The 23,714-nt window shown below is 66.1% G+C and carries 19 protein-coding genes; 10 read left to right on the forward strand and 9 right to left on the reverse strand.

Annotated elements, in window-relative coordinates:
• The first annotated feature begins 41 nt into the window (after positions 1-41).
• The 4 genes from fabR to GOC52_RS11935 all read left to right on the forward strand — a co-directional run bounded on the left by fabR (position 42) and on the right by GOC52_RS11935 (position 4,864).
• Positions 42-698: an HTH-type transcriptional repressor FabR gene (gene fabR / locus GOC52_RS11920; protein ID WP_005409961.1), complete on the forward strand. Its 657-nt coding sequence runs from the start codon at positions 42-44 to the stop codon at positions 696-698.
• Between the two features lie 229 nt (positions 699-927).
• Entirely contained in the window at positions 928-3,087 is a 2,160-nt protein-coding gene (locus GOC52_RS11925) for a TonB-dependent receptor plug domain-containing protein (RefSeq protein WP_043403354.1), read from the forward strand.
• Complete coding sequence (locus GOC52_RS11930) at positions 3,077-3,625, forward strand: thioredoxin-like domain-containing protein (RefSeq protein ID WP_019336275.1); 549 nt, start codon at positions 3,077-3,079, stop codon at positions 3,623-3,625. Before GOC52_RS11925 ends, GOC52_RS11930 begins: the two co-directional genes overlap by 11 nt.
• A gap of 276 nt (positions 3,626-3,901) precedes the next feature.
• Positions 3,902-4,864: an IS110 family transposase gene (locus tag GOC52_RS11935; RefSeq protein WP_191849519.1), complete on the forward strand. Its 963-nt coding sequence runs from the start codon at positions 3,902-3,904 to the stop codon at positions 4,862-4,864.
• A 75-nt stretch (positions 4,865-4,939) separates the two neighbouring features.
• Here the strand turns inward: GOC52_RS11935 and mntR are convergent, their stop codons facing one another.
• Positions 4,940-5,410, reverse strand: a complete 471-nt coding sequence (gene mntR / locus GOC52_RS11940) for a manganese-binding transcriptional regulator MntR (RefSeq protein ID WP_006372477.1) — start codon at positions 5,408-5,410, stop codon at positions 4,940-4,942.
• A 117-nt stretch (positions 5,411-5,527) separates the two neighbouring features.
• Here mntR and GOC52_RS11945 point away from each other — a divergent pair, with 117 nt between their 5' ends.
• The gene (locus GOC52_RS11945; RefSeq protein WP_010485195.1) at positions 5,528-6,859 is read left to right on the forward strand and encodes an Nramp family divalent metal transporter; all 1,332 of its coding nucleotides are present in this window, start codon (positions 5,528-5,530) and stop codon (positions 6,857-6,859) included.
• Between the two features lie 118 nt (positions 6,860-6,977).
• Here the strand turns inward: GOC52_RS11945 and GOC52_RS11950 are convergent, their stop codons facing one another.
• From GOC52_RS11950 to GOC52_RS11965, 4 genes are all read right to left on the reverse strand, one after another.
• Positions 6,978-7,304, reverse strand: a complete 327-nt coding sequence (locus GOC52_RS11950; protein ID WP_005409967.1) for a thioredoxin family protein — start codon at positions 7,302-7,304, stop codon at positions 6,978-6,980.
• The gene (locus GOC52_RS11955) at positions 7,276-7,743 is read right to left on the reverse strand and encodes a flavodoxin (RefSeq protein ID WP_126560719.1); all 468 of its coding nucleotides are present in this window, start codon (positions 7,741-7,743) and stop codon (positions 7,276-7,278) included. The genes GOC52_RS11950 and GOC52_RS11955 overlap by 29 nt, the downstream gene beginning before the upstream one ends.
• Before the next feature lie 25 nt (positions 7,744-7,768).
• Positions 7,769-8,809 carry a ribonucleotide-diphosphate reductase subunit beta gene (locus tag GOC52_RS11960; RefSeq protein WP_024957408.1) on the reverse strand — a complete coding sequence of 347 codons (1,041 nt, stop codon included), beginning with the start codon at positions 8,807-8,809 and terminating at the stop codon, positions 7,769-7,771.
• Between the two features lie 99 nt (positions 8,810-8,908).
• Positions 8,909-11,272, reverse strand: coding sequence for a ribonucleoside-diphosphate reductase subunit alpha (locus GOC52_RS11965; RefSeq protein WP_053443189.1), 2,364 nt, complete (start codon positions 11,270-11,272; stop codon positions 8,909-8,911).
• A 431-nt stretch (positions 11,273-11,703) separates the two neighbouring features.
• Here GOC52_RS11965 and GOC52_RS11970 point away from each other — a divergent pair, with 431 nt between their 5' ends.
• Complete coding sequence (locus tag GOC52_RS11970) at positions 11,704-12,681, forward strand: zinc-binding dehydrogenase (RefSeq protein WP_191849521.1); 978 nt, start codon at positions 11,704-11,706, stop codon at positions 12,679-12,681.
• Positions 12,682-12,858: 177 nt separating this feature from the next.
• Complete coding sequence (locus GOC52_RS11975; protein WP_238794397.1) at positions 12,859-15,540, forward strand: TonB-dependent receptor; 2,682 nt, start codon at positions 12,859-12,861, stop codon at positions 15,538-15,540.
• 108 nt (positions 15,541-15,648) lie between these two features.
• Here GOC52_RS11975 and betT read toward each other — a convergent pair whose 3' ends face one another.
• Entirely contained in the window at positions 15,649-17,628 is a 1,980-nt protein-coding gene (betT, locus tag GOC52_RS11980; RefSeq protein ID WP_191849523.1) for a choline BCCT transporter BetT, read from the reverse strand.
• 193 nt (positions 17,629-17,821) lie between these two features.
• Complete coding sequence (locus GOC52_RS11985) at positions 17,822-18,202, reverse strand: VOC family protein (protein ID WP_043401464.1); 381 nt, start codon at positions 18,200-18,202, stop codon at positions 17,822-17,824.
• 150 nt (positions 18,203-18,352) lie between these two features.
• Here GOC52_RS11985 and GOC52_RS11990 point away from each other — a divergent pair, with 150 nt between their 5' ends.
• The 3 genes from GOC52_RS11990 (at position 18,353) to GOC52_RS12000 (ending at position 22,830) form a co-directional block, all read left to right on the forward strand.
• Positions 18,353-18,871 (forward strand): sigma-70 family RNA polymerase sigma factor, encoded by a 519-nt coding sequence (locus GOC52_RS11990; protein WP_010485178.1) that lies wholly within the window; start codon positions 18,353-18,355, stop codon positions 18,869-18,871.
• Positions 18,868-19,812, forward strand: a complete 945-nt coding sequence (locus GOC52_RS11995) for a FecR family protein (RefSeq protein WP_191849525.1) — start codon at positions 18,868-18,870, stop codon at positions 19,810-19,812. Before GOC52_RS11990 ends, GOC52_RS11995 begins: the two co-directional genes overlap by 4 nt.
• Positions 19,813-19,881: 69 nt before the next feature.
• The gene (locus tag GOC52_RS12000; RefSeq protein WP_191849527.1) at positions 19,882-22,830 is read left to right on the forward strand and encodes a TonB-dependent receptor; all 2,949 of its coding nucleotides are present in this window, start codon (positions 19,882-19,884) and stop codon (positions 22,828-22,830) included.
• A gap of 142 nt (positions 22,831-22,972) precedes the next feature.
• Here the strand turns inward: GOC52_RS12000 and GOC52_RS12005 are convergent, their stop codons facing one another.
• Positions 22,973-23,296, reverse strand: coding sequence for a DMT family transporter (locus GOC52_RS12005; RefSeq protein WP_043401456.1), 324 nt, complete (start codon positions 23,294-23,296; stop codon positions 22,973-22,975).
• Positions 23,296-23,649, reverse strand: a complete 354-nt coding sequence (locus GOC52_RS12010; protein ID WP_019659945.1) for an SMR family transporter — start codon at positions 23,647-23,649, stop codon at positions 23,296-23,298. Before GOC52_RS12010 ends, GOC52_RS12005 begins: the two co-directional genes overlap by 1 nt.
• Positions 23,650-23,714 lie beyond the last annotated feature (65 nt).

Below are 23,714 nucleotides of genomic sequence, written 5' to 3' on the forward strand. Positions count from 1 at the left end.
CCGGATTGGGTATGATTCAGCCTCGCCCCACCGGAACCCCCATGGCCGCCGCCACCGCCTTGTCGACGCCTGAAGATGCCAACAGCCCGGCCCGCCGTACGGTGAGCCGCGAGGATCTGCTGGCCGCCGCCCTGAAACTGATCGGGCCGCACCGCAGCCTGTCCACGCTCAGCCTGCGCGAAGTGGCACGTGAGGCCGGCATTGCGCCGAACAGCTTCTACCGGCAGTTCCGCGACATGGACGAACTGGCCGTGGCGCTGATCGATGCAGCCGGCCGTTCGCTGCGCACCATCATCGGCGAGGCCCGCCAGCGCGCCACCTCCACCGCTACCAGCGTGGTGCGGGTCTCGGTGGAGACCTTCATGGAGCAGCTGCGCGCCGACGACAAGCTGCTGCACGTACTGCTGCGGGAAGGCGCGGTCGGCTCGGACGATTTCAAGCACGCGGTCGAACGCGAGCTGCACTACTTCGAGGAAGAGCTGCAGCACGATCTGGTGCGCCTGGCCGCACTGGATGGCGCGGTACTGCATGCCCCGGAACTGGTGGCCAAGGCCATCACCCGGCTGGTGTTCGCGATGGGCGCCACCGCCATGGACCTGCCACCGGAGAAGGATCCGGAACTGGTCGAACAGATCTCCACGATGATCCGCATGATCATCGTCGGCGCCCGGACCCCCGCCGCATTCCGTCGCGGCTGACGATCCGACCGCGCCTACACGGCAACTCCATCCTATGGACATGACCACCGGCAGGGTTGTGGTCGTTTTGTGTAATGTTATAACACACAAATGATCTGACTCGACTGGCGCCCCAATCGCAATTGCCTCGGCTTCGTTATATAGCACTTGCTATATTCATAAGCCGCTGCTTTCATATCGTCAGCCAGGTCGCCCTCGCCGCCTTTCTTCTCCCAAGGACGACGCCCTCATGCCCGTTGCCACGCCCCTCTTCCATCGGCTGCCCCTGGCCGCCGCCATTGCCCTGACCCTGCCGCTGCCTGCACTGGCCGCCACCTCGAAGCCGACCGAGCTGGACCGCGTGCAGGTCAAGGTCAGCACCGCCACCCGCAGCGAACGCCTGCTATCCGATGTCCCGATCCGCACCGAAGTGCTGCGCAAGGAAGACATCGCGCTGCGCGCGGCCACCGACTTCTCGCGCGCCGCCGAGCTGATCAACGGCCTGCGCGTGGAAAGCAACTGCCAGAACTGCAACACCAGCGAAGTGCAGCTGCTGGGCCTGCCCGGTGCCTACAACCAGCTGCTGTTCGATGGCATCCCGCTGTTGTCCACGCTGGGCAGCGTCTATGGCCTGGAGCAGATTCCGGCCGGGTTCGTCGACCGCATCGAAGTGGTCAAGGGCGGCGGCTCGGCGCTGTACGGCCCGGGTGCGGTGGCCGGTGTGATCAACCTGATTCCGCCGCTGCCGGCGCGCAGCGGTGGCCATGTGCAGGCCGGCGTGGATGTCCTGAAGGGCACACCGCAGAAGAATGCCGACGTGCGCCTGGACCTGGTGGCGAAAGATGCCGACGCCGGGCTTTCAGTGATTGCCCAGCGCAACTGGAACAGCGGCATCGACTACAACGGTGACGGCTACACCGAGATCACCCGCAAGAACCTCAAGGTCGGCGGGCTGCAGGCCTGGTACGCGCCCACGCCGGGCACGCGGCTGCGCCTGGACCTGCAGGTGACCGATGAAACCCGGCGTGGCGGCAATCGACTGGATCAGCCCGAATACCTGGCCAACATCGCCGAATCGCTGGATACGAAATACCGGCGCGGCAGCGTGTCGTGGGATCAGGAAATCAATGCCGACGCCGATTTCCGCCTGGCCTACGCCTTCGCCGACATCGACCGCGACAGTTTCTACGGCGGTCTTGGCGACGTGGTTACCGATCCGTCTGCCCCCGGCCATGACCCGTCGCAGCTGGATCCCAACGTGGCCGGCAGCGCGGCCTCGCGTTCGTGGCGCCAATACGGCCGCACCCACAACCCGCTGCACTACATCGACAGCCAGTTGAACTGGCGGCTGGGCGCGCACGCGCTGGCCTTCGGCGTGCAGTACAAGCACGAGGCGCTGCGCGACGACAACCGCACCGGTGACGGGCAGCGCCTGGCGGTGCTGGAAGATGCAACCTTCCACAACCTGGGCGCCTTCATCCAGGACGAGTGGAGCCTGCGCGACAACGTCGACCTGGTACTGGGCGCACGCGTGGACAAGAGCTCGGAGCTGGACAGCGCGGTGTTCTCGCCGCGCATCGCCCTGGCCTGGCAGGCCACGCCCAACCTGAAATGGCGAGCCGGCATCGCCACCGGCTTCCGTGCACCGGAGATCTTCGTCGAGGACGTGCACGTCGATACGCTGGGTGGCGAGCAGGTGCGCGTGCGCAACACCGATGGCCTGAAGGAAGAGCGCGCGTTGACCACTCTGTTCGGCTTCGACTGGCGCTCGGACCCGGCCAATCCAGTGTGGAGCTGGGATGCTACCGCCTCCTATGCACGCATCCGCGACACCTTCGCGCTGGGCGAGATCCAGCGCGGCGATGACGGACAACTGAGCCAGCTGCGCTACAACGCCTCCGGCTCCAACGTGCTGGGGGCGGAAACCAACCTCGGCTGGCAGCCGTCGCCGCAGTGGCGCCTGACCGCCGGTGCCTCGTGGTACCGCTCGCGCTTCCGCGAACCGCAGCGCATCTTCGACGACACCGGCGACGGTGGCGACACCATCATCGAAAGCCGCGACTACCTGAAGACCCCGCGCTGGACCGGCCTGGCGCAGCTCAGCTGGATGCCCGCCGAGCCGTGGGAAACCTTCGTCGCGCTGCGCCATACCGGGCCGATGTCGGTGCTGAACAACCGGTTGGGCGAGCTGCACCGTACGCGTTCCTTCCTGGTCACCGATCTTGGTGCTCGCTGGCACCGCCATCTGGGCGCGCAGGCGCAGCAGGAAGTGTCGGTGGCCGCGGGCGTCAAGAACGTGTTCGATCAGCGCCAGAAAGATCTGGAAGTGGGCGCGCTGCGTGACAGCGACTATGTCTACGGGCCGCGCTTCGCGCGTTCGTGGTACGTCAACCTGCGCTATGCGTTCTGAAGCTCTGCGAGCGTTGTTGCTGGCCTGTGCCGTGCTGCTGGCCGCACCGGCGATGGCTGCGGACCTGCACGCGCAGGTCTCGGCCTCGCTGATGCAGCCGGAACAGCGCTCGCTGCGACCGATGCAATGGACACAGCCGCCGAAACTGGTGGCGCTGTACTTCGGTGCCGACTGGTGTGCACCGTGCCATGCCTTCGTACCCACGCTGCGCAGCGTGCGTGATGCCCTGCGCCAAGCCGGCGCCGATACCGAAGTGGTGTACGTCAGCCAGGATGAGAGCGAGAGCGCGCTGCGCCGCTACATGCACGCGCAGGACATGCCGTGGCCGGTGCTTGACCCGCGCCGCGCTGCGCGCATGCCGGCCCTGCAGGCATTGGCCGGGCTGGCACCGCCGAATCTGGTACTGATCGATGCCGACGGCACGGTGCTGGCCAATGGCTGGCAAGGCCGGCGTTACCAAGGCCTGCAGCCGGTGTTGAAGGAATGGACGAAACGGGCGTGCGCGCAGGAACAGGCCCGCTGCCCGCCTGACCTGTAGCGTCGAGCCATGCTCGACGCATTCCATCACCGTGCAAACGGCAGCCGAGCATGGCTTGTATGTTCCTCCCGGCTCCTACGAGGTATGTAGGAGCCAGGGTGGAGGGACCGTCAACATGATATCTGCGGGTACCAGCCGACAGACGAGCCGAGCGATCCCCATCCCGCACCTTAACGTCGATAAGGGATCTAGCGGCCTTTGAGGACCGCCGATGTAGGCAAGCCAACGTGGTGCGGTACCACCCCAGCCCCTCAACAATAGCTGGGAGTTGCGCAGATGTCAGATCGTTTGGCCTTCGGCATCGATGCCGATTCAAAGACCCTTGTGGTGGCCCATCACGGCACCAAGGGCAGCGCCCGCATCACCAATTCAGCGTCGGCCATCACTAAGTGGGTGTCCGCCCTGCCGGCCAGATCTCGCATTGGAGTGGAGGCAACCAATCGCTACCACGAGCTTGTGGTTCAGGCTGCCCAGAAGGCCGGTCACGCCGTCTTTGTGCTCAATCCGCGCGACATCAAACATTACGCCAAGGGCGTGGCCTGCCGCGGCAAAACCGACTCAGGTGACGCGCAGGTTATCGCGCGTTACATCGCTAAGGAGGCCGACAATCTGCATGAGCATGTCGCCCGTTCACCTGCGCAGGAGCAGCTGCATGTGCTACTCCAGCAACGCGACAGCCTGGTCCGGAGCAAGGCGAAGTTGAATCTCTCGCTAGGCGCGGGAGCGTCGGAGTCGGCCATCTTTGGGCGCATCTTCGGTGGTCTGAAAGAGGCCATTGCCATGCTCGACCAACAGATTCAGCAACTGTGCCGCAGCGGCGAACAGCGCGACCTGTATCGGCGGATCATGACCATCCCGGGGATCGGACCGACGGTTGCGGCCTTTATCACCCATCACATCACGCGCTGGCCCTTGACCAGCTCAGACGCTTGGATTGCCTGCAGCGGTCTGGATCCGCGACCCAACGAATCCGGTGCGCGGACCGGCAGACGGCGCCTGTCCAAGCGTGGCAACGCCAGCCTGCGCCAGATCCTCTACATGGCGGCCATGGGCCTGACCCGATCCAAAGGCGGCAAAGCCCTTTATACGGCCATCCGCGAACGTGGTCACAGCAGTACCGCCAGCTTTAACATCCTGGCCAGAAAGCTGGCCAGGATCGCCTGGGGGGTCTTCAAAAGCGGGCGGGACTTTGACCCCGCCATGCTGAAAGTGGGTCAAGCCTGCTTCCAGCAGGCTTGACCGCGAACATAGGATCTCGGCTCTACAAAAACCGGGATCGCGCGAACGGCCGCCGGGCATGGCCCGGCGCTACCGTTACGGCGCCTCGCCCTCGGCCTTGCGCACGAACGCCTCGAACAGCGCCAGCGTCTGCTCGCTCACATGGTGCTCGATACCCTCCGCATCACGCCGTGCCGTATCAGGGTCCACGCCCAGCGCCAGCAGGAAACGCTCCACGGTCTGGTGCCGCTGGCGGCTGGCATGGGCCAGCGCCTCGCCTTCCGGGGTCAGGAACACGCCGCGGTACGGCCGCTGCACCACCCAGCCATCGCGGGCCAGGCGCCGCAGCATCTTCGCCACGGTGGGCTGGGCCACGCCCAGGCGGGTGGCGATGTCGACCTGGCGGGCCTCGCCGCCGTCGGCCAGCAGGTCCGAGATCAGCTCGACATAGTCCTCCACCAGCTCCATCCGGTGCGCTTCGCGCACTTGCCGGAAGCTCTCGACCTGGCGCTCAGCCTCGATCAAGGGGGTGCTTTTCAGCGATGTCGAATCGTCGGTCTTGCCCACGCCTGCGCCTGTCCTTCCGGTCTACTCCGGGTTTGAAACTGAATTCTGGACCAGTAACGCGATAAAGACGATTGTTTCACATTGCTAATGACTATAGCAGGAGCTATATTCGGACCCATGAACACCCTGGCGCCCCACGACCCTTCGGCCTCCACCCCGGCCAGCCTGGGCGCGCTCAACGCCTCGGTCGCCGTTCCCGACAAGGGCCATTGGTGGTTCCGCCTGCTGGCCTTCCTCGGCCCGGGCTACATGATCTCGGTCGGCTACATGGACCCAGGCAACTGGGCCACCGACCTCGCCGGCGGTTCTCGCTTCGGCTACCTGCTGCTGTCGGTCATCCTCATCTCCAACCTGATGGCGGTGATCCTGCAGGCGCTGTCGGCACGGCTGGGCATCGCCACCGGCATGGACCTGGCGCAGGCCTGCCGCGCGCGGTACCCGAAGCCGGTGAACCTGGCGCTGTGGGCGCTGTGCGAGGCAGCGATCATCGCCTGCGACCTGGCCGAGGTGATCGGCACCGCGATCGCATTGAAGCTGCTGTTCGACCTGCCGCTGCTGTGGGGCGCGGTGATCACCGCGCTGGATACGCTGCTGGTCCTGCTGCTGATGAACCGCGGCTTCCGTGCGCTGGAAGCCTTCGTGATCGCGCTGCTGATGGTGATCTTCGGCTGCTTCATGGTGCAGATCGCGCTGGCCGCACCGCCGGTGATGGACGTGCTGGGCGGATTCATTCCGCGCGCACAGGTAGTGACTGATCCGCACGCGCTGTACATCGCCATCGGCATCATCGGCGCCACGGTGATGCCGCATAACCTGTACCTGCATTCTTCCATCGTGCAGACCCGCGCCTATCCGCGCACCGACGAGGGCCGTCGCAGCGCGCTGCGCTGGGCGGTGACCGACAGCACCCTCGCGCTGACGCTGGCACTGTTCATCAACGCCAGCATCCTGATCCTGGCGGCGGCGGTGTTCCATGCCAATGGCCGTTTCGATGTGGAAGACATCGAGCAGGCGCACCAGCTGCTGGCGCCGATGCTGGGCGTGGGCGCGGCGGCGACACTGTTTGCGATTGCCCTGCTGGCCTCGGGCCTGAATTCGACAGTGACCGCCACGCTGGCCGGCCAGATCGTGATGGAAGGCTTCCTGCACCTGCGCCTGCCGCCGTGGCTGCGTCGGCTGATCACGCGCGCACTGGCGATCATTCCGGTGGTGGTGGTGATCATGCTGTTCGGCGACCAGGGCGCGGTGAAGCTGCTGGTGCTGAGCCAGGTGGTGCTGTCGATGCAGCTGCCGTTTGCGATCATTCCCCTGGTGCGGATCGTGACCGACAAAGTGACGATGGGCGCGCTGGTGGCACCGCGCTGGCTGGGTGCGATTGCCTGGGTGATCGCGCTGGTGATCGTGGTGTTGAACGTGAAGCTGCTGGTGGATACCTTCAGCGGAGCCTGACGCCGAACCACGGACCCTGCCCCGGTAGATCCACGCCATGCGTGGATGCCCTTGTAGAGTCGAGCCATGCTCGACTCATCGCTCACCGCGCGAACGGCAGCCGAGCATGGGCTCGGCTCTACAGATGCAACGCGATCGCGGCCTCGATCTGCTGCGGTGACTGGAACCCTGCCAGGCGCGTGCGCTCATCACCGTCACGGAACAGGGACAACGTCGGGGTCTGCCGCAGTCCCAGCTCCCTGAAGAACGCCTCACCCAGCACCTCCAGCTGCACGCGCAGCAAGGTCGTGCCCTGCCCCGCCACGCTGTTGGCCACCCGGTGCAACGACATCTCCAGCATCCGGCAGCCCGGGCACTGGTCCTTGTGGAAATCCACCAGCACCCGCGGGTGCTCGGCCAGCAGCTGCTGGAACTGCTCAGGCGTGGTGGCGTCGATGATCTGCATCGCTGTTTCTCCAGTAGTGGGCCAGGACCGCATCGGTCCAGGCGTCGATGGCTTCGGCATGACGCTCGCCATGCGGCATCTGTTCGATCTCCAGCGGCGGGTAGTCGCTGCGGAAATAGCGGATCAGCCGGTGCACGGCACCGCAGTAGTACTCCTGCCCCCACTGCGTTTCGCCGGTGCCGAACACCGCCAGCTGCCGTGGCCGCTCGCCGCGCTCGGCAATGCCGGCCACCCACGCCTTCATCTCCGCCGGCGTGCGGCCGGCGTTGTCGGTCCAGCAGCCCAGCAGCACCAGGTCGGCCTCGCCGGCAGCCAGCGGCGGCGCCTGCCGCAGGTCGTCGGCCTCCTGCCAGTGCACGGCATGCCCCACGGCACGGCAGCGCTCGGCAATCTGCCGGCCGAGTTCGCGGGTGTTGCCGCTCAAGGAGGCGACCACCATCAGGATGCTCAGCACGGCGCCAGGCTCAGAGATCGTCGAAGCCGTTGTCGACGTTGGTCTTCTTGTAACTTGCATTGCGCATCTCGAAGAAGTCGGTCTTGGTCTCGGTGAAGTTGTCGGCGTAGGCCTTGATCCACGGCATCACGTTGTCGGTGGTGTCGCTGTACAGGCGCTCGATGCCGAGCATGCCGGCCATCTTGTTGGCGCGGTACTTCACGTAGCGCACCATCTCGTCCACGTCGATGCCATCGATGCCATCCAGCACCTCCGACGACCACTGCGTCTCAAGCTCGATGGCATGTTCGAATGACTGGTGCACGTAGGCGGTCAACTCATTGGTCTGCAGCTCGGGGTTTTCACCGATGATGGCGCGGATCAGCTCGCTGATGAACTTGGTATGGGCCAGCTCGTCGCGATTGATGAAGCTGATGATCTTGCCGGTGCCGTTCATGCGGTTCTGCCGCACCATGTTGTAGAAGTAGGCGAAACCGGAATAGAAGTTGATGCCTTCCAGGATCGAGGACTGGATCAGCGACTTGAGCAGGGTCTCGGCGGTCTTCTCGCGCATGAAGTCGTCATACGCGCCCATGATCGGGGCATTGCGCTTGATGATGGTCGGGTGGGTGCGGGCGATCTCGAAGATGCGGTTCTGGTTCGGCAGGTCGGTGATCGAGGCCAGTACGTAGCTGTAGCTCTCGTTATGGATCACTTCCTGCTGGCCGATGATCGCCGCATTGGCATGCGCGGCCGGGTCAGTGATGTACTCGGCGACGTTGTAGATGAAACGGGTCTGCGGTGAGTCGAGCGTGGCCAGCAGGCCGATGATCGAATCGTAGGCGTTCTTTTCGCGTGCGTTGAGCTCGCCGTACTGGCGCGCATCGAGCTTCATGTCGACCTCGTCGGGAATCCAGAAGTTGGTCGACAGCTCCTTGTAGGCCCGATAGAAGGACGGATACGGGATATCGTTCCAGTTGAGGATGCCGCTGGTACGGCCGTTGATGATGCCGGTGCTGCGGTTGGGATGGCGCGGTTCGAGGATCTTGATGCGGTCGAGGGGGGTTGCCATGGTGTTACCTGCAGGGGGTAGCGCCGGGCCATGCCCGGCGGAATGTGCGACGGCCGCGCGATGCGCTCGCCGGGCGTGGCCCGGCGCTACCGTGGATGGTCAACTGGCGCACCACTCGCATTCGCTGATGTCGATGTCGTTGGAGCGCACGTAGTAGGTGGTCTTCAGGCCTTCGCGCCAGGCGCTCAGGTGCAGCTCCAGCAGCGTGCTGGCGCGGATGGTGCTGGGCACGTACAGGTTGAAACTGATCGACTGGTCGACATGGCGCTGGCGGCGGGCGTTCTGGCGCACGCTGGCGAACTGGTCGACCTTGTAGGCACCCTTCTCATAGTACGGCCAGGTTTCCAGCGACAGGCCCGGCGCCGCCACCGGCCGCCGGAAGTCCTTCTTTTCCTCGTAGTAGAACGCGCTGTAGATCGGGTCGATCGACGCGGTGGAACCGGCAATCTGCGCGGTGCTCATGTTCGGCGCGACGGCCAGCAGCCAGCCGTTACGCAGGCCGTGCGTGGCGACCTCGCGGGCCAGGCTGTCCCACGCGGCGCCGCTGTAGTCGCGGTCACGGAAGTAACGCCCGTTGTGCCAGTCGCTGCCCGCGAACATCGGGTAGCTGCCCTTCTCCTTCGCCAGCTGCGCGCTGGCCTGGATGGTCAGGAAGTTGATGCGCTCGTAGAGACGGTCGGCCAGATCCTCGGCATCCGGTGATTCCCACTGGATCGCCTGTTGCGCCAGCAGGTGGTGCCAACCGAACGTGCCCAGGCCGATGGCGCGGTACTTGCGGTTGGTGATGGTGGCCTGCGGCACCGGCAGCGCGTTGAGGTCAATCACGTTGTCGAGCATGCGCACCTGGATCGGGATCAGGCGCTCCAGCACGTCGGTGGCCAGCAGGTCATCCGGCGCCCTGATTGCCCGGCCGAGGTTGATCGAGGACAGGTTGCAGACCACGAAGTCACCGGCGCGGCGCGTGGTGACGATCTGGTCGCCGCTGACGATCTCCTGGATCATCCGCGTCGGGCTCATGTTCTGCAGGATCTCGGTGCACAGGTTGCTGGAATAGATCATGCCCGCGTGCTTGTTCGGGTTCCGGCGGTTGACCTCGTCGCGGTAGAACAGGAACGGATTGCCGGTCTCCAACTGGCTGAGCATGATCCGCTTGAACAGATCGATCGCCTTCACCGTGCGGCGGCTGATGCGCTCGTCGGCCACCAGTTCGGCATAGCGGTCGCGGAAGCTGCCCGCACCGCGCGTCTCATCGTAGAAGTCCTGCAGATACCAGCCCTTGGCCTGCTTCACCTCGTGCGGGTCGAACAGGTACCAGTCGGCGCGGCGCTCGACCGCTTCCATGAACAGGTCGGGCACGCACACCGAGGTGAACACATCGTGCGCGCGCAGGCGCTGGTCGCCGTTGTTGAGGCGCAGGTCCATGAACGCTTCGATGTCGCGGTGCCAGATGTCCAGGTACACCGCCACCGCGCCCTTGCGCTGGCCAAGCTGATCAACCGACACCGCGGTGTTGTTGAGCTGCTTGATCCACGGCACCACGCCACCGGAGGAATTGGCCACGCCCCGGATCGGCGCGCCGCTGCTGCGCACATAGCCCAGGTAGGCGCCGACGCCGCCACCGTGCTTGGACACGCGGGCGATATCGGTGTTGGAGTCATAGATGCCCTGCAGGCTGTCGTCCACCGTGTCGATGAAGCAGCTGGACAGCTGCCCACCCACCTTGCCGGCATTGGCCAGGGTCGGTGTGGCGACGGTCATGTACAGGTTGGACAGCGCCCAGTACGCCTCGCCGACCAGCTGCATGCGCCGCTCGCGCGGCTTTTCCTCCTGCATCAGGTACAGCGCGATGGTCAGCCAGCGCTCCTGCGGCAGTTCGTAGACCTCGCGGCTGCGGTCGCTGGCCAGATAGCGCGTGGCCAGCAGGTACAGGCCGTTGTAGGCGAACAGGCGGTCGCGCTCCGGGTCGATCATCTCGCCGGCCTGCTGCAGCTCTTCCTTCGAATAGCAGCGCAGGATGTCGTTGCTGTAGATGCCGCGGTCAGCCAGGCTTTCCTGCAGGCCCACATACGAACCGTACTTCAGGCCGACGTCGTAGAAGCGGTTGCGGCTGGCGCGCTTGTACAGGCGGCGCAGGTAGATGCGCGCGGCAAACTGTTCCCACTCGGGTGCAACCAGGTCCACCCGCGATTCGGCCTCACGGATCAGCAGATCGACCAGGTCGTCGGCGCTGATGCTCGGTTTGCGCTCGACCATCGCCTGCACCACGCGGCGATAGTCGCTCACGTCCAGCTGCGGGAACTCGGCATGCACGGCGTCGATGCTGCGCTGCAGGCGCTCGGCCTCGAACGGCAGGCGGCGGTTGCCGGCCTCCTTGGTGATCCAGGTCGGCACGCGCTCGCCACCGGCGCGCAAGGCGTCGCCAGCGCCGGCCAGATCGGCCACGCGGAAGGTACTGTCGGTCATGGTGGTGAAACTCCAGGCTCGCACGCGCTTTGGCGGTCGATGCCATGGCGGCCCTGAACGCGATACCGGCGCACGGGGCGAACGGGTGGATTGCCAGGGCACGGGAACGTAGGTCGTCGGCATCTGCCTGCGCCTGCGGCCGGTATCCGGGCCGTGGGGGCGACCTGCGTCCGCACGATGGCGGCCGCGTCGACACGGCAAGCCTTCAGGGGCGGGCCGCGGGACGTTTGCTGCATGTCCGGCGGCGGCGGCTGACCGGGAGTGACGGCCACAACATAGTGGGGATATCCCGAACCGTCAACACAAGATGCGGCAATCAGCACATGTCGCGACGATCAGTCGCAGGATGCCGTGTTGCAGCTGCGGCGCCTTGTCGACAGCCCCTGCGTCCCCAGTTCGGTACAACATCCACTTTCCCCGGAACACCGCCCATGCGCGCTGCCCAGTACCGCTCCTTCGGCAACCCGGCCGACGTCCTTGCCATTGCCGATGCGCCGCTGCCCGAGCCCGGCCCCGGCGAGGTGCGCATCCGCACCGTGCTGGCCTCGATCCACAACCACGATCTGCTGACCGTGCGCGGCCTCTATGGCTACAAGCCGACCCTGCCGGCGATCGGTGGCAGTGAAGCGCTGGGCGTGGTCGATGCACTCGGCGATGGTGTCGACGGCCTGCAGATCGGACAGCGCGTCGCCGCAGCCTCGGTACACGGTACCTGGGCCGAGGCCTTCATCGCGCCGGCACGCATGGTGATTCCGATGCCGGAGGCGATCCCCGACGAAATGGCCGCGCAGCTGATCGCCATGCCGCTGAGCGCGCTGATGCTGCTGGAGTTCCTGCACGTCGAGGCGGGCCAGTGGATCGTGCAGAACACCGCCAACGGCGCGGTGGGCAAGTCGCTGGCGATGCTGGCGCGGGCGCGTGGCGTGCATGTAGCCAACCTGGTGCGCAATGCGGATGCCGTCGCACAGTTGCAGGCGCTGGGTATCGATCATGTGTTCGACACCTCGGTGGACGGCTGGAAGGATCGCGTTCGTGAAGCGACCGGCGAAGCACAGGCGGCGGCCGCCGTGGATTCCATCGGCGGCGACGCCAGCGGTGACCTGGTCGACCTGCTCGGCCACAACGGCACGCTGGTGTCGTTCGGCGTGATGAGCGGCGAACCGATGCGCATCCCGGCCGGCGGCCTGATCTACAAGGAAGCGACGGTGAAGGGCTTCTGGGGCAGCAAGGTCAGCCAGGCGATGGCGGTGGAGGACAAGCGCCGGCTGGTTGGCGAACTGCTGAAGCGTGCGGCTGGCGGCGAGCTGACGCTGCCGGTGGAGCAGATCTTCGCACTGGGCGATATCGCCCAGGCAGCGAAGGCCGGTGCGGGTTCGGGTCGTAACGGCAAGGTGCTGCTGCGGCCGTGATCGTCTGACATTGCGTTCTGTAGCCGAGCCATGCTCGGCTGCTTTCCGGCCAGTGTGTGGAGCCGAGCGTAGGCTCGGCTCTACAGGGGCGTGCGGACCAACGGTCCGCACCCACCGAGCCGGTTCGTTAAGAACCTGTGATGTATAACTGAATGCGCTTTCGTCATTGGAAGGTGCATGTACCTGCATGCGGTACTGACGGCTCCTCCCCCGTTCGGCGTTGTCGCTTCCATGTACCGCACCACCCTGAACCTGCTTGCTGGCGCCATTGCGCTGGGCCTCACCGCCGGCGCTGCCGGCGCCGCTGAATCCGCCGACACCGGCAAGGACAGCACCACCCTCGGCACCGTGCTGGTGACCGGTTCCAACATCAAGCGCAGCGATACCGCCGGGCCCAACCCGGTGCAGATCGTCAGCCGCGAACAGATCGAGCAGACCGGCCGCTCCACCCTCACCGACGTGCTGCGCAACCTGTCGGCCAATGCCGGCAACAGCTTCGACGAGCAGTACACCGGCAGCTTCGCCGCCGGCTCGGCCTCGATCGGCCTGCGTGGCCTGTCGCCGAAGAACACACTGGTGCTGGTCAACGGCTACCGCGTGTCCAACTTCGGCTTCGCGCTCAATACCCAGGACACCTTCGTCGACCTCAACGCGCTGCCGATCAGCGCGGTGGAACGCATCGAAGTGCTGAAGGACGGCGCCTCGGCGGTGTATGGCTCCGACGCCATCGCCGGTGTCATCAACATCATCCTGCGCAAGAACTTCCAGGGCGTGGAAGTGGGCGGCGGTTTCGGTACCGCCACCCAGGGCGGCCTGGACGAACGCAAGGCCAACCTGCTGGCCGGCTTCGGCGACCTGGAGCAGCAGGGCTGGAACGTGCTGTTCGGGCTGGACCTGCTCAAGCGTGATCGCCTCGACGCCGACCAGCGCGCCTATACCCGCAGCGGCGATTTCCGCGACAAGCCCGGCGGACGCCTGGCCGGCTGGTCCACCGCCGGTGGCAATTGGCTGTCCAACCCGCGCGCGCCACAACCGTTCGCCAACTGCCCGGATGGCAGTCAGCTGCGTCCCTACAGCGATTTCGGCAGCACCCTGCCCGGCCAGGCCTGCGCCTTCAACGCGCAGCCGTTCAAGACCCTGCAGCCCGGCGCCGAGCGCCTGCAGGCGTCGTTGAGTGCGACCTACCGCTTCAATGACAGTGTCGAAGCGTTCGCCGACGTGCTGTACAGCCACAACAAGGCCGACCAGATCTTCAGTGCGCCGCTGACCGTTGGCCCCGGCCTGCGTGCCTACAACCCGGCTACCGGCACGCTCATCGACGTGCCGGCGGTGCTGCCGGTCGGCCATCCCAACAACCCGGGCAGCACGCCACTGCCGTTCGAGTACACCTTCTTCGACCTCGGCCCGCGCCTGAAGGACAACACGCAGGTGTTCTACCGTGCCCTGGCGGGCGTGCGCGGCAGCGGCGAACGCTGGGACTGGGAAGTGGCAGCGCTGACCTCGCAGAGTGCACAGCGCGAGTACGTCGACAACTTCGTCAATCGCTATGCGTTCGAGCAGATCCTGCGCGAGGGCAGCTACAACTTCCTCAACCCGTCCAGCACGCCGGGCGCGCTGGATGCACTGCGCCTGCAGACCAAGCGTCCGGGCTGGTACAAGCTGCACGCGTTGAACGTGAAGGCCTCGACCTCGCTGTGGGAGATGCCCGCCGGTACGGTCGGCTTCGCCTGGGGTGCCGAGTTCCGCAAGGAATCGCTGGATGCGCGCACCAGCGCGCAGGTGCTGTCGGGCACCGAACTGCGCCCGGCCATCAACGTGGTCAACGGCGAGCGCCAGGTCAGTGCCGCCTATGCCGAACTGAGCGTGCCACTGCACCGCACGTTGGAGCTGCAGGTGGCCGGCCGCGGCGATCACTACGATGACTTCGGCAAGGCGTTCTCGCCGAAGGTGGCGCTGCGCTGGCAGCCGCTGGACAGCCTGCTGCTGCGCGGCTCGTTCTCGCGCGGCTTCCGGGCACCCTCGCTGCCGGAGATCGCGCCGGGCCAGACCGTCAGCTACGGCTCGGTGATCGATCCGCTGGATCCGCTGCAACCGGGCGGCAGCCGTGGCGTGACCAACATCCGCACCGGCAACCCGGATCTGAAGGCGGAGCGCTCGCGCAACTTCAACGTGGGTGCAGTGTGGTCGCCGGATGGTGATACCAGCATCGGCCTGGACTGGTACCGCATCGCGCAGGACAACCTGGTCAAGCCGGACAGCGCGCAGTTCATCGTCGACAACCCGACGCTGTTCCCCGGTCGCGTGCAACGTGATGCGCAGGGACGCATCCAGTTCATCACCAACCAGTACGCCAACCAGGGCGAACTGACCACCTCGGGCCTGGACCTGGACGCCAACCGCACCTTCCGCACCGTGGGCTGGGGCACCTTCACCGTGGCCGGCAGCTGGACCCACCTGCTCAGCTTCAAGCAGCCGCTGGTGGCTGGGCAGGCACCGTATGACGGCGCCGGCAACAACCGCCACGGCGCGCTGCCGCGTACCCGCGGCACCACCTCGTTGAACTGGGCGGTGGGCGACTGGAGCAGTACGCTGAGCCTGCAGTACGTGAGTGGCTACGACCAGCGTGTGGCGACGGCAACCAGCAACCCGGGCCTGCGCGACCGCATCAAGCCGTATCACCAGCTGGACCTGTACGTAGCGTACGAAGGTATTCCCAACACGACGCTGTCGCTGTCGGTGCTGAACCTGACCGACAAGGACCCGCCGTTCGACCCCGCCGGTGGCTCCAACGGTTTCGACATCAGCCAGTACAACCTGCGCGGACAGTTCGTCTCGCTGGGCGCTCGTTACAGGTTCTGATTGCCACTGTAGAGCCGAGCCATGCTCGGCTGCTCTTCCGACACCGAGGAGCCGAGCGCGGGCTCGGCTCTACAGGGGGGTGCGGACCAACGGTCCGCACCCACCGCATCACCGGCTCAGGTGCAGGAACTGCAGGTGCCGTTCGTACTGGCTGATGATGTCGTTGATGATCTGCTTGCGGCTGTAGCCCACCAGGTCGTAGTCCTGGCTGCCTTCGAACAGGTGCACCTCGGCGCGGTAGTAGCGCTGGTTGCGCAGCTGCTGTGCGGCGAACGACGGGGTCAGGTAACCGCTCAGGATCACCCGGTACAGGAAGTCCTGCTGCTCGCCATGGTTGACCGTCAACTCCATGTCGCCCGCCTCGAAGCGCGTGGCCACGTCCCAGCCCTGCCCGCGCAGCTGCTCGGCCACCGCTTCCATCGCCGGCTTCACCGTGTCATCCATGAAGCGGTAGACCTGGTCGCGCACCGGGAAATGCATCGCCTGGCTCAGGCGCTGGCGCCAGCCCTGGTGGTGGCGATCGTCGCCGATCAGCGGCGATGGCCGGTACTGCAGCGCGCGCTTGCGGTGCGATTCGTCACTGAAGGCGCGGGTCAGCCCCCACATCATCAACAACAGGATCGCCGAGAACGGCAACGACGCCAGCACCACCGCCGATTTCAGTGCGTCGATACTGCCGGCCAGCAACAGGCCCGCGGTCAGCACCGCGATCACCGTGCCCCAGAACACCCGCAGCCAACGCGGACCATCATCCTCGGGTGCGCCGCCATGCGAGGACAGCGTGGACAACACCACCGCCCCCGAGTCGGCCGAGGTCACGAAGAAGATGAAGCTGACCAGCACTGTCACCGTGATCACCGCGCGGCTCCAGGGGTAGCCGTCCAGCAGCGCATACAGCACGGTCGGTGGATCATCCACCGCCAGCTGCGCCAACTGTTGCTGGCCGTGGTGCAGCACCTGGTCCAGCGCGCTGTTGCCGAAGATCGACAGCCAGGCCAGGGTGAAGCCCAGCGGAATCAGCAGCACGCCGAACACGAATTCGCGGATGGTGCGGCCGCGCGAGATGCGCGCGATGAACAGCCCGACAAAGGGCGCCCAGCCGATCCACCAGGCCCAGTAGAACACCGTCCAGCCGCCCAGCCATTCCGGTCGGCCGCCGTAGGCATACACATCGAAACTCTTGCCGACCACGCTGCCGAGGTAGTCGCCCAGGTTCTGCATCAAGGTGCTGAACAGGTACTGCGTCGGCCCGGCAAACAGCATGAACAGCACCAGCGCGATCGCCAGCAGCATGTTGATGTTGGCCATCCAGCGCACGCCCTTCTCCACGCCGGAGACCGCCACGGCCACTGCCGCACCCATCATCGCCACCACCAGCATGATCTGCACCAGGTTGGAATGAGGGATGTTGAACAGGTGCGCCAACCCGGCATTGAGGTGCAGCACCCCGAAGCCCATGTCGGCGCCGATGCCGAACACGGTGGCGACGATGCCCAGCGCGTCCACGGTGTAACCGATGGGGCCGTTGATGCGCTTGCCGATCAGCGGGTACAGCGCCGAGCGCAGCGCCAGCGGCAGGTTGTGGCGGTAGGCGAAGTAGGCCATCGCCATCGCCGCCAGCGCGAACACACCCCAGCCATGCAGTCCCCAATGCAGGAACAGCAACTGCATGGCCTGGCGCGCGCCGGCCTCGCCCGCCGCCGGATCGCCCTGCGGCGGCTGCAGGTAGTGGGTCAGCGGCTCGGAAACGCAGAAGAAGAACAGGGTGATGCTGATGCCTGCAGCGAACAGCATGCCGGCCCAGGAGAGGTAACTGAACTCCGGTTCGTCATGGTCGGCACCGAGCTTGATGCCACCGTACTTGGACAGCGCCACGCCGACCACGAACACCAGATACAGGGTCATGGCCAGCAGGTAGTACCAGCCGACGTTGAGTGCGGCCCAGTCCTGCGCCTTCAGCAGCAGGCGGCCTGCGCCCAGCGGGAGCAGGCTGACGAACAGCGCGAACGCCACGACAACGATCGCCGCGAAGGCGAACACAGGCCGAAGGGTGCGCACCGGGGATTGTTGCGGCTCCAGTACATCCATGGGGCGGCGTTCTCCGGTAGATCAAAGGGTTAGCCGACCGATTGTGGCTGAACCGCAGTGGACAGAGCATGAAGTTGTGGCCAGCGGTCACAGGCCCGATCCACCATTACGTGTTATCACGCGCGCGCCGGCAGACGCCTGCGAGCACAGCCGCGCGCACTGCCTGCGACGCGGCCACGCGCGTACTGTCCAATTACGACATCACATGCACCGCGCACAGCTTGTTGCCATCCGGGTCGCGCAGGTAGGCCAGGAACAGCTGGCGCCCGGCCATGCTGCGGATGCCGGCCGGGTCTTCGATGGCGGTGCCGCCATGGGCCACGCCGACGTCCTGCCAGCCACGCACGGCCTCAGCACTGTCGAGGGTGAAGCCGATGGTGCCGCCGTTGGCGTGGCATGCCGGCTGACCGTCGATCGGCGCGGTGACGATGAACATACGGCCATCCTTGAAATACACCAGACGGCCCTTGTCATCGAAGACGCCCGGACGTGCGCCCAACGCACCGAACAGTGCATCGTAGAAGCGATGCGCGGCGTCCATGTCGTTCGTTCCAACGGTGATGTGGCTGAACATGCGGGCACTCCCTGTGGAAAACCGCAGTGTCGGCGAGCACGTCGGGCATCGCAAATCCGGCGACCTCCCCCGCTGCGCCCCGCGCAACGTTTGTCGCGCGCCGCTCGATCGCCCTATAATGGGAATCATTCTCATTAATGATCAATACCGATGGCCGTGCCCGCCGCCTCCAGCACTGCGCTGGCGGGGTTCTACCGCGAACACCATGGCTGGCTGCTCGGCTGGTTGCGCCGCCGCACGCACAACGCCGACTGCGCCGCCGACCTGACCCAGGACACCTTCCTGCGCCTGCTCAGCCGTCGTGTCGATCCATCAGAACTGCGCTTGCCGCGCGCCTATCTCAGCACCATCGCGCACGCCCTGCTGGTCAACCACTGGCAGCGCGCGGACCTGGAACGCGCCTACCTGACCGCGCTGGCCGCCCAACCGGAGCCGGTGCATCCCTCGGCAGAGGAGCGCACCCAGGCATTGCAGTTGCTGCATGCCATCGCCGACATGCTGTCCGGCCTCGCCGAGCGGCCACGGCGCGCGTTCCTGCTGGCGCGGCTGTCCGGCCTTGGCTATGCAGAGATCGGCGTGCAGCTGGGCGTGTCCGAGCGCATGGTCAAGAAGTACATGGCGCAGGCGATGCTGCATTGCCTGCGCCTGTCCGGCGACGCGGCGGCATGAGTGCGGCATTGGCCGGCCCTGCGCTGGAACAGGCTGCCGAATGGTTCGCGCTGCGCCAACAGGGCTGGAGCGACGGCGACCAGCAACGCTGGCACGCCTGGCTGCAGGCCGATGCTGGTCACGCCGACGCCTGGCGACGGGTCGAGGCGGTCTGGCAATCGTTCGCCCCGCTGTCGGCTCCGGCAGCCGCAACTGCATTTGATGCTGCGCGCCTTCGCCGGCGGCGGGCGCTGCGCGGCATCGGTGGCGCCCTCGGCATCGGCGCGGTCTCCCTGCTCGGCCTGCATGGGCTTCAGGCGCAGCGCCGCCTGCAGACGCAGCGCACCGCTGCCGGGCGTACCGGTCATTGGACGTTGGCCGATGGCAGCCAGTTGTGGCTCAACGCCGGCAGCGAAGTGACCGTCGACATCGGCAACGGCCACCGCGCCCTGCATCTGCTGCGCGGCGAACTGCTGCTGCAGACCAGCCACCACCCTGCATTCGTCGGCCTGCCCCTGACCGTGCATGTGCCCGGGGCGCGCCTGCAGCCGATCGGCACCCGCTTCGCGGTCGGCCGCGAAGCGCAGGACGGCCGGTTGGACGTGTTCGAGGGTGTGGTGCGGTGCCTGCCGATGTTCGGTGCGGCGCTGGATGTTCCTGCGGGAAGTGCGCTGCAGATCGGACCGATGGGGGGACTCACAACGGTCGCTGCCGATCCTCTGCGCGGCGACTGGCAGGACGGACGCCTGCAGGTGCAGGACACGCCGTTGATCCGGGTGATCGACGAACTGGCCCGTCACCATCAGGGCTATCTGGGCTGTGATCCGGCACTGTCCGCATTGAATGTCACCGCGGTATTGCCGCGCCTGGACAGCCTGCAGGCCCTGAAACTGCTGGCGCGCGCCCTGCCGATCCGCATCGAGCAGCGTTGGCCGTGGTGGACCGTTGTGCGTCCGCGTTGAAATCGCGGTTCCCTTTCTGCGCGCTCGGCGGGCACTACAAGGGAACCCATTGCGGATGTTGCCGCCCCCATGAAACGACCCTGCCCTTCCCCTCGCCCGCTTGCCATCGCGCTGTGCCTGGCCCTGGCCACGCCGTGCCTGTTGCCGGCGGCCGCCCACGCACAGGATGCAACCGCTGCCGTTCGCTGGCAGATCCCGGCCGGACCGCTCGACCAGGCCTTGACCACGTTCGGCCAGCAGTCCGGCCTGTCCATCGCCACCGATGCGCGCCTGACCCGCGGCCGCCACAGCAGCGGCGTGCAGGCCTCGCTCAACACCGAGGCCGCGCTGGCGCAGCTGCTGGCCGGCACCGGCCTGTCGTTCCAGCGTGATGCCAGCGGCGTGGTGCTGCAGGCCGCCCCCGCCACCGATGCTGGTGTGCGCCAGATCGGCACACTGCGCGTAGCCGGCCAGGCCAACGAAGGTGCTTCGCCGTGGGGCTTGGCCGATGCCGATGCCGTATACCGCGACAGCGGCTCGCGCGTGCATCTGGACCACCAGCAGCTGGAACGCTTCCGCGGCCAGTCGATCGGCGATGTGCTGGCCGGCGCAGTCGGCGTGCACACCGGAGACGTACGCAATGGTGGTGCGCTGGACGTGAACATCCGCGGCCTGCAGGGCCAGAACCGGGTGCCGGTGATCATCGACGGCGGCCAGCAGGCCATCGACGTGTACCGCGGCTATGCCGGTGTGCAGCAGCGCAGCTACCTCGACCCGGACCTGATCAGCGCGATCAGCATCGAGAAGGGGCCGAGCCTGGCCGCCAACGCCGCCAGCGCGATCGGCGGCGTGGTCTACATGGAGACGCTGAACGTCGATGACATCCTCGACGAGGGCGAGGCCTGGGGACTGCGCGTGCGCGGTGGCGTGGCCGACAACAGCATCGACCGCACCCGTACCTTCAAGCAGATCGCGCGCGGCAGCGACAACAGCAACAGCCTGCGTGACCCGCGCGACTGGAACGGCAGCGTGGCCTTCGCCCAGCGCGCCGAGGACTGGCAGCTGATGGCCGCTTACGCGCGTCGCCGCCAGGGCAACTACTTCGCCGGCAGCAACGGCGCGCACCGCTACGACGACCAGCACCTGTCCAGCGGCGGTACCGGCATGTCCAGCCAGGCGGTCTCGGACATGTACCACTCGGGTGATGAAGTGCTGAACACGCACACCGACAACGAATCGGCGCTGCTGAAATTCACCTGGACGCCCAACCCCGACCAGCGGCTTGAGCTGAGCCACCGCTACTTCAACTCCAGCTTCGGCGAGATCATGCCCTCGGCGATCGGCCGTGTCGGTGAGTCCAACGAATGGGTGACCTACGTGGACAAGGCCAACACCATGTTCCAGTTCGAGCCCGGGAAAATGCGGCTCAACGCCACCTCGCTGCGCCACCGCTACCGGCCCGAGGCACACCCGTGGCTGGACCTGAGCAGCACGCTGTGGTTCACCACCGCCACCAGCCGCATGTTCAACAGCAACATCGCCAACACGCCGCTGTTCAAGGACGTGCCCAACGACCAGATGCCGGACACGCTGGGGGAAACCTATGGCCCGGGCCTGCAGTCGGACGTGAAGACCCGGCGCTGGGGCGTGGACAGCAGCAACACCACCCGCTTCAGCAACAGCCTGGGCGACTGGACGCTGCGCTACGGCGCTGCGTTCCAGCATGAGGACACCGCACCGAACTCGCCGGTGCTGCCGGTGGACTACAACAACAACCGCTACCTGCGCTCCGGCACGCGGCGCGAAGCCAGCGTTGTCGCCTCGCTGCAATGGCAGCCGTGGGACTGGCTGTCGCTGACCGCAGGCGGCCGCTTCATCGACTACCGCACCCGCGACCGCAACCGCGTGGCCTTCGTCAGCGAATCGCGCGACCTGCGCTATACCTTCGCGCGCCTGAGCAAGGGGGGCCAGCTGCTGCCGGGCTGGTACAAGGAGTGGTACCCGGATGCACAGGGCAACTACACGTATGACTCGCTGCGCGCTACGCCCTACGGCGGCAGCACGCTGGGCCAGAGCTACGACTTCGATGGCTTCATTCCCGACCCGCGCGGCGCCAACGGTTTCTACACCAAGCAGATTCCCACCGCATGGAGCTACAAGCCGGGGATCCGCCGTTCCGGCCACGGCTTCGCGCCGTACGCAGAGGCCCGCTTCAACCTCGATCAGGACATGTTCTTCTACGTGAAGTACGCGCAGGGCTGGAAGATGCCCAGTCTGTTCGAATCGACGCTGGGCAACAGCACCTCGGCACCGGTGGCCGACCTGAAGCCGGAGAAGAACCGTTCCTGGGACATCGGCTTCAGCCTGCTCAAGCAGGACCTGTGGCGCGATGGCGACCGCCTGGCGTTCAAGGTGGCCTGGTTCAAGAACGATATCGACAACGCGATCACCCGTCGCTTCGACTCCAGCAACTGGGCGTTCTATGTCGACAACGTGGACAACTACACGGTATCCGGCTACGAGCTGCAGTCCGGCTATGACGCCGGCATCGCCTACCTGGACCTGTCGGCCAGCTACTACCAGCGCGCGCGCACCTGCGACGCGGCCACCGCCAATCGCCTGCGCGAAGACCCCTATGCGAAGTGGAGCAAGCTGGACACCACGCCGGATTGCGTGGATGGCGGCTTCGGCACCTCGTTTGTCAACGCACAGAATCCGCCGAAGTACTCGATCCACAGCACGCTGGGCTTCCGCCTGTTCGACAAGCGGCTGGATACCGGCATCCGCCGCACCTACAACAGCGGCCCCACCCACGAACTGGACAAGCCCTGGAATACCACCGGCTCGACCGGGTTGCAGAACATCTACCTGCCCACCGCGATCTACGACTTCTATGCGCGCTGGCAGTTCACCCCGAAGGCCGAAGTGGAACTGGTGGTCAGCAACCTGCGCAACACCTACTACATGGACACGCTGGCGATGAGCCTGATGCCCGGCCCGGGCCGTACCACGCGATTGAACTTGACCGCACGCTTCTGACCGCTGCAGAAACCGCAACGCCCCGGGGAGATCATCCCCGGGGCGTCTGCATGCGGCGGCTCACGCTCTGACAGGTACCAACCCGGGTTGGCACAGCAACTCAGCACGCATAGGTGCCAACCTTGGTTGGCACAACAACGCGTTACTTCGCGGTGCTGAGCAGCAGCACCGCAACAGTGACCAGCGCGATGCCGATCCAGCCGATCGGGCGCAGGCGGTTGCCGAACAGCAGGCGGCCGCAAGTGGCGGTACCGATCACGCCGATTGCACCCCACATCGCATAGGCGGTGGCCAGGTCCATGTAGCGCACCGCCTGGCCCAGCAGGGCGAAGGCGATCCAGACCATGACGACCGCGCCGGCGCCCCAGCGCCAGCGGCGGAAGCCCTCCGACTTGGCGACCATCATGTTGGCGGCAACGTCGATCAGCGCAGAACAGATCACGAAAAACAGAGCCAGGGTATTCATCAGTGCGCCTCCCCGAGGGTGACACAGACGATGCCGACCACCGCCAGCACGAGGCCGGCCAGCTGCTGCAGCGACAGGCTCTCGCCAAACACGGTGAGGCCGACCACGGTCAGCAGGGTCAGGCCCAGGCCTTCCCACACCGCATAGGCGACACCGACCGCGATGCGGCGGACCGACAGGGCCAGGAAGTAATAGGACAACGCCAACGCGCCGGCCATGATCAGGTAGCCGGTCCAGCCGCCGTCGCGGGCGGCATGGGCCATGAACGAGGTGCCGACCACTTCGGCAACGATCGCCACGGTCAGGCAGGCCCAGGCGACCAGCGCGCCACGGGCGGGAACAGTACGGGACATGTGAAACTCCTTGCGGGACGCGGACAGCGCCCCGCCCTCAGTAGATCCACGCCATGCGTGGATGC

This window comes from Stenotrophomonas sp. SXG-1 (assembly GCF_014083965.1).
Lineage (GTDB): Bacteria > Pseudomonadota > Gammaproteobacteria > Xanthomonadales > Xanthomonadaceae > Stenotrophomonas > Stenotrophomonas geniculata.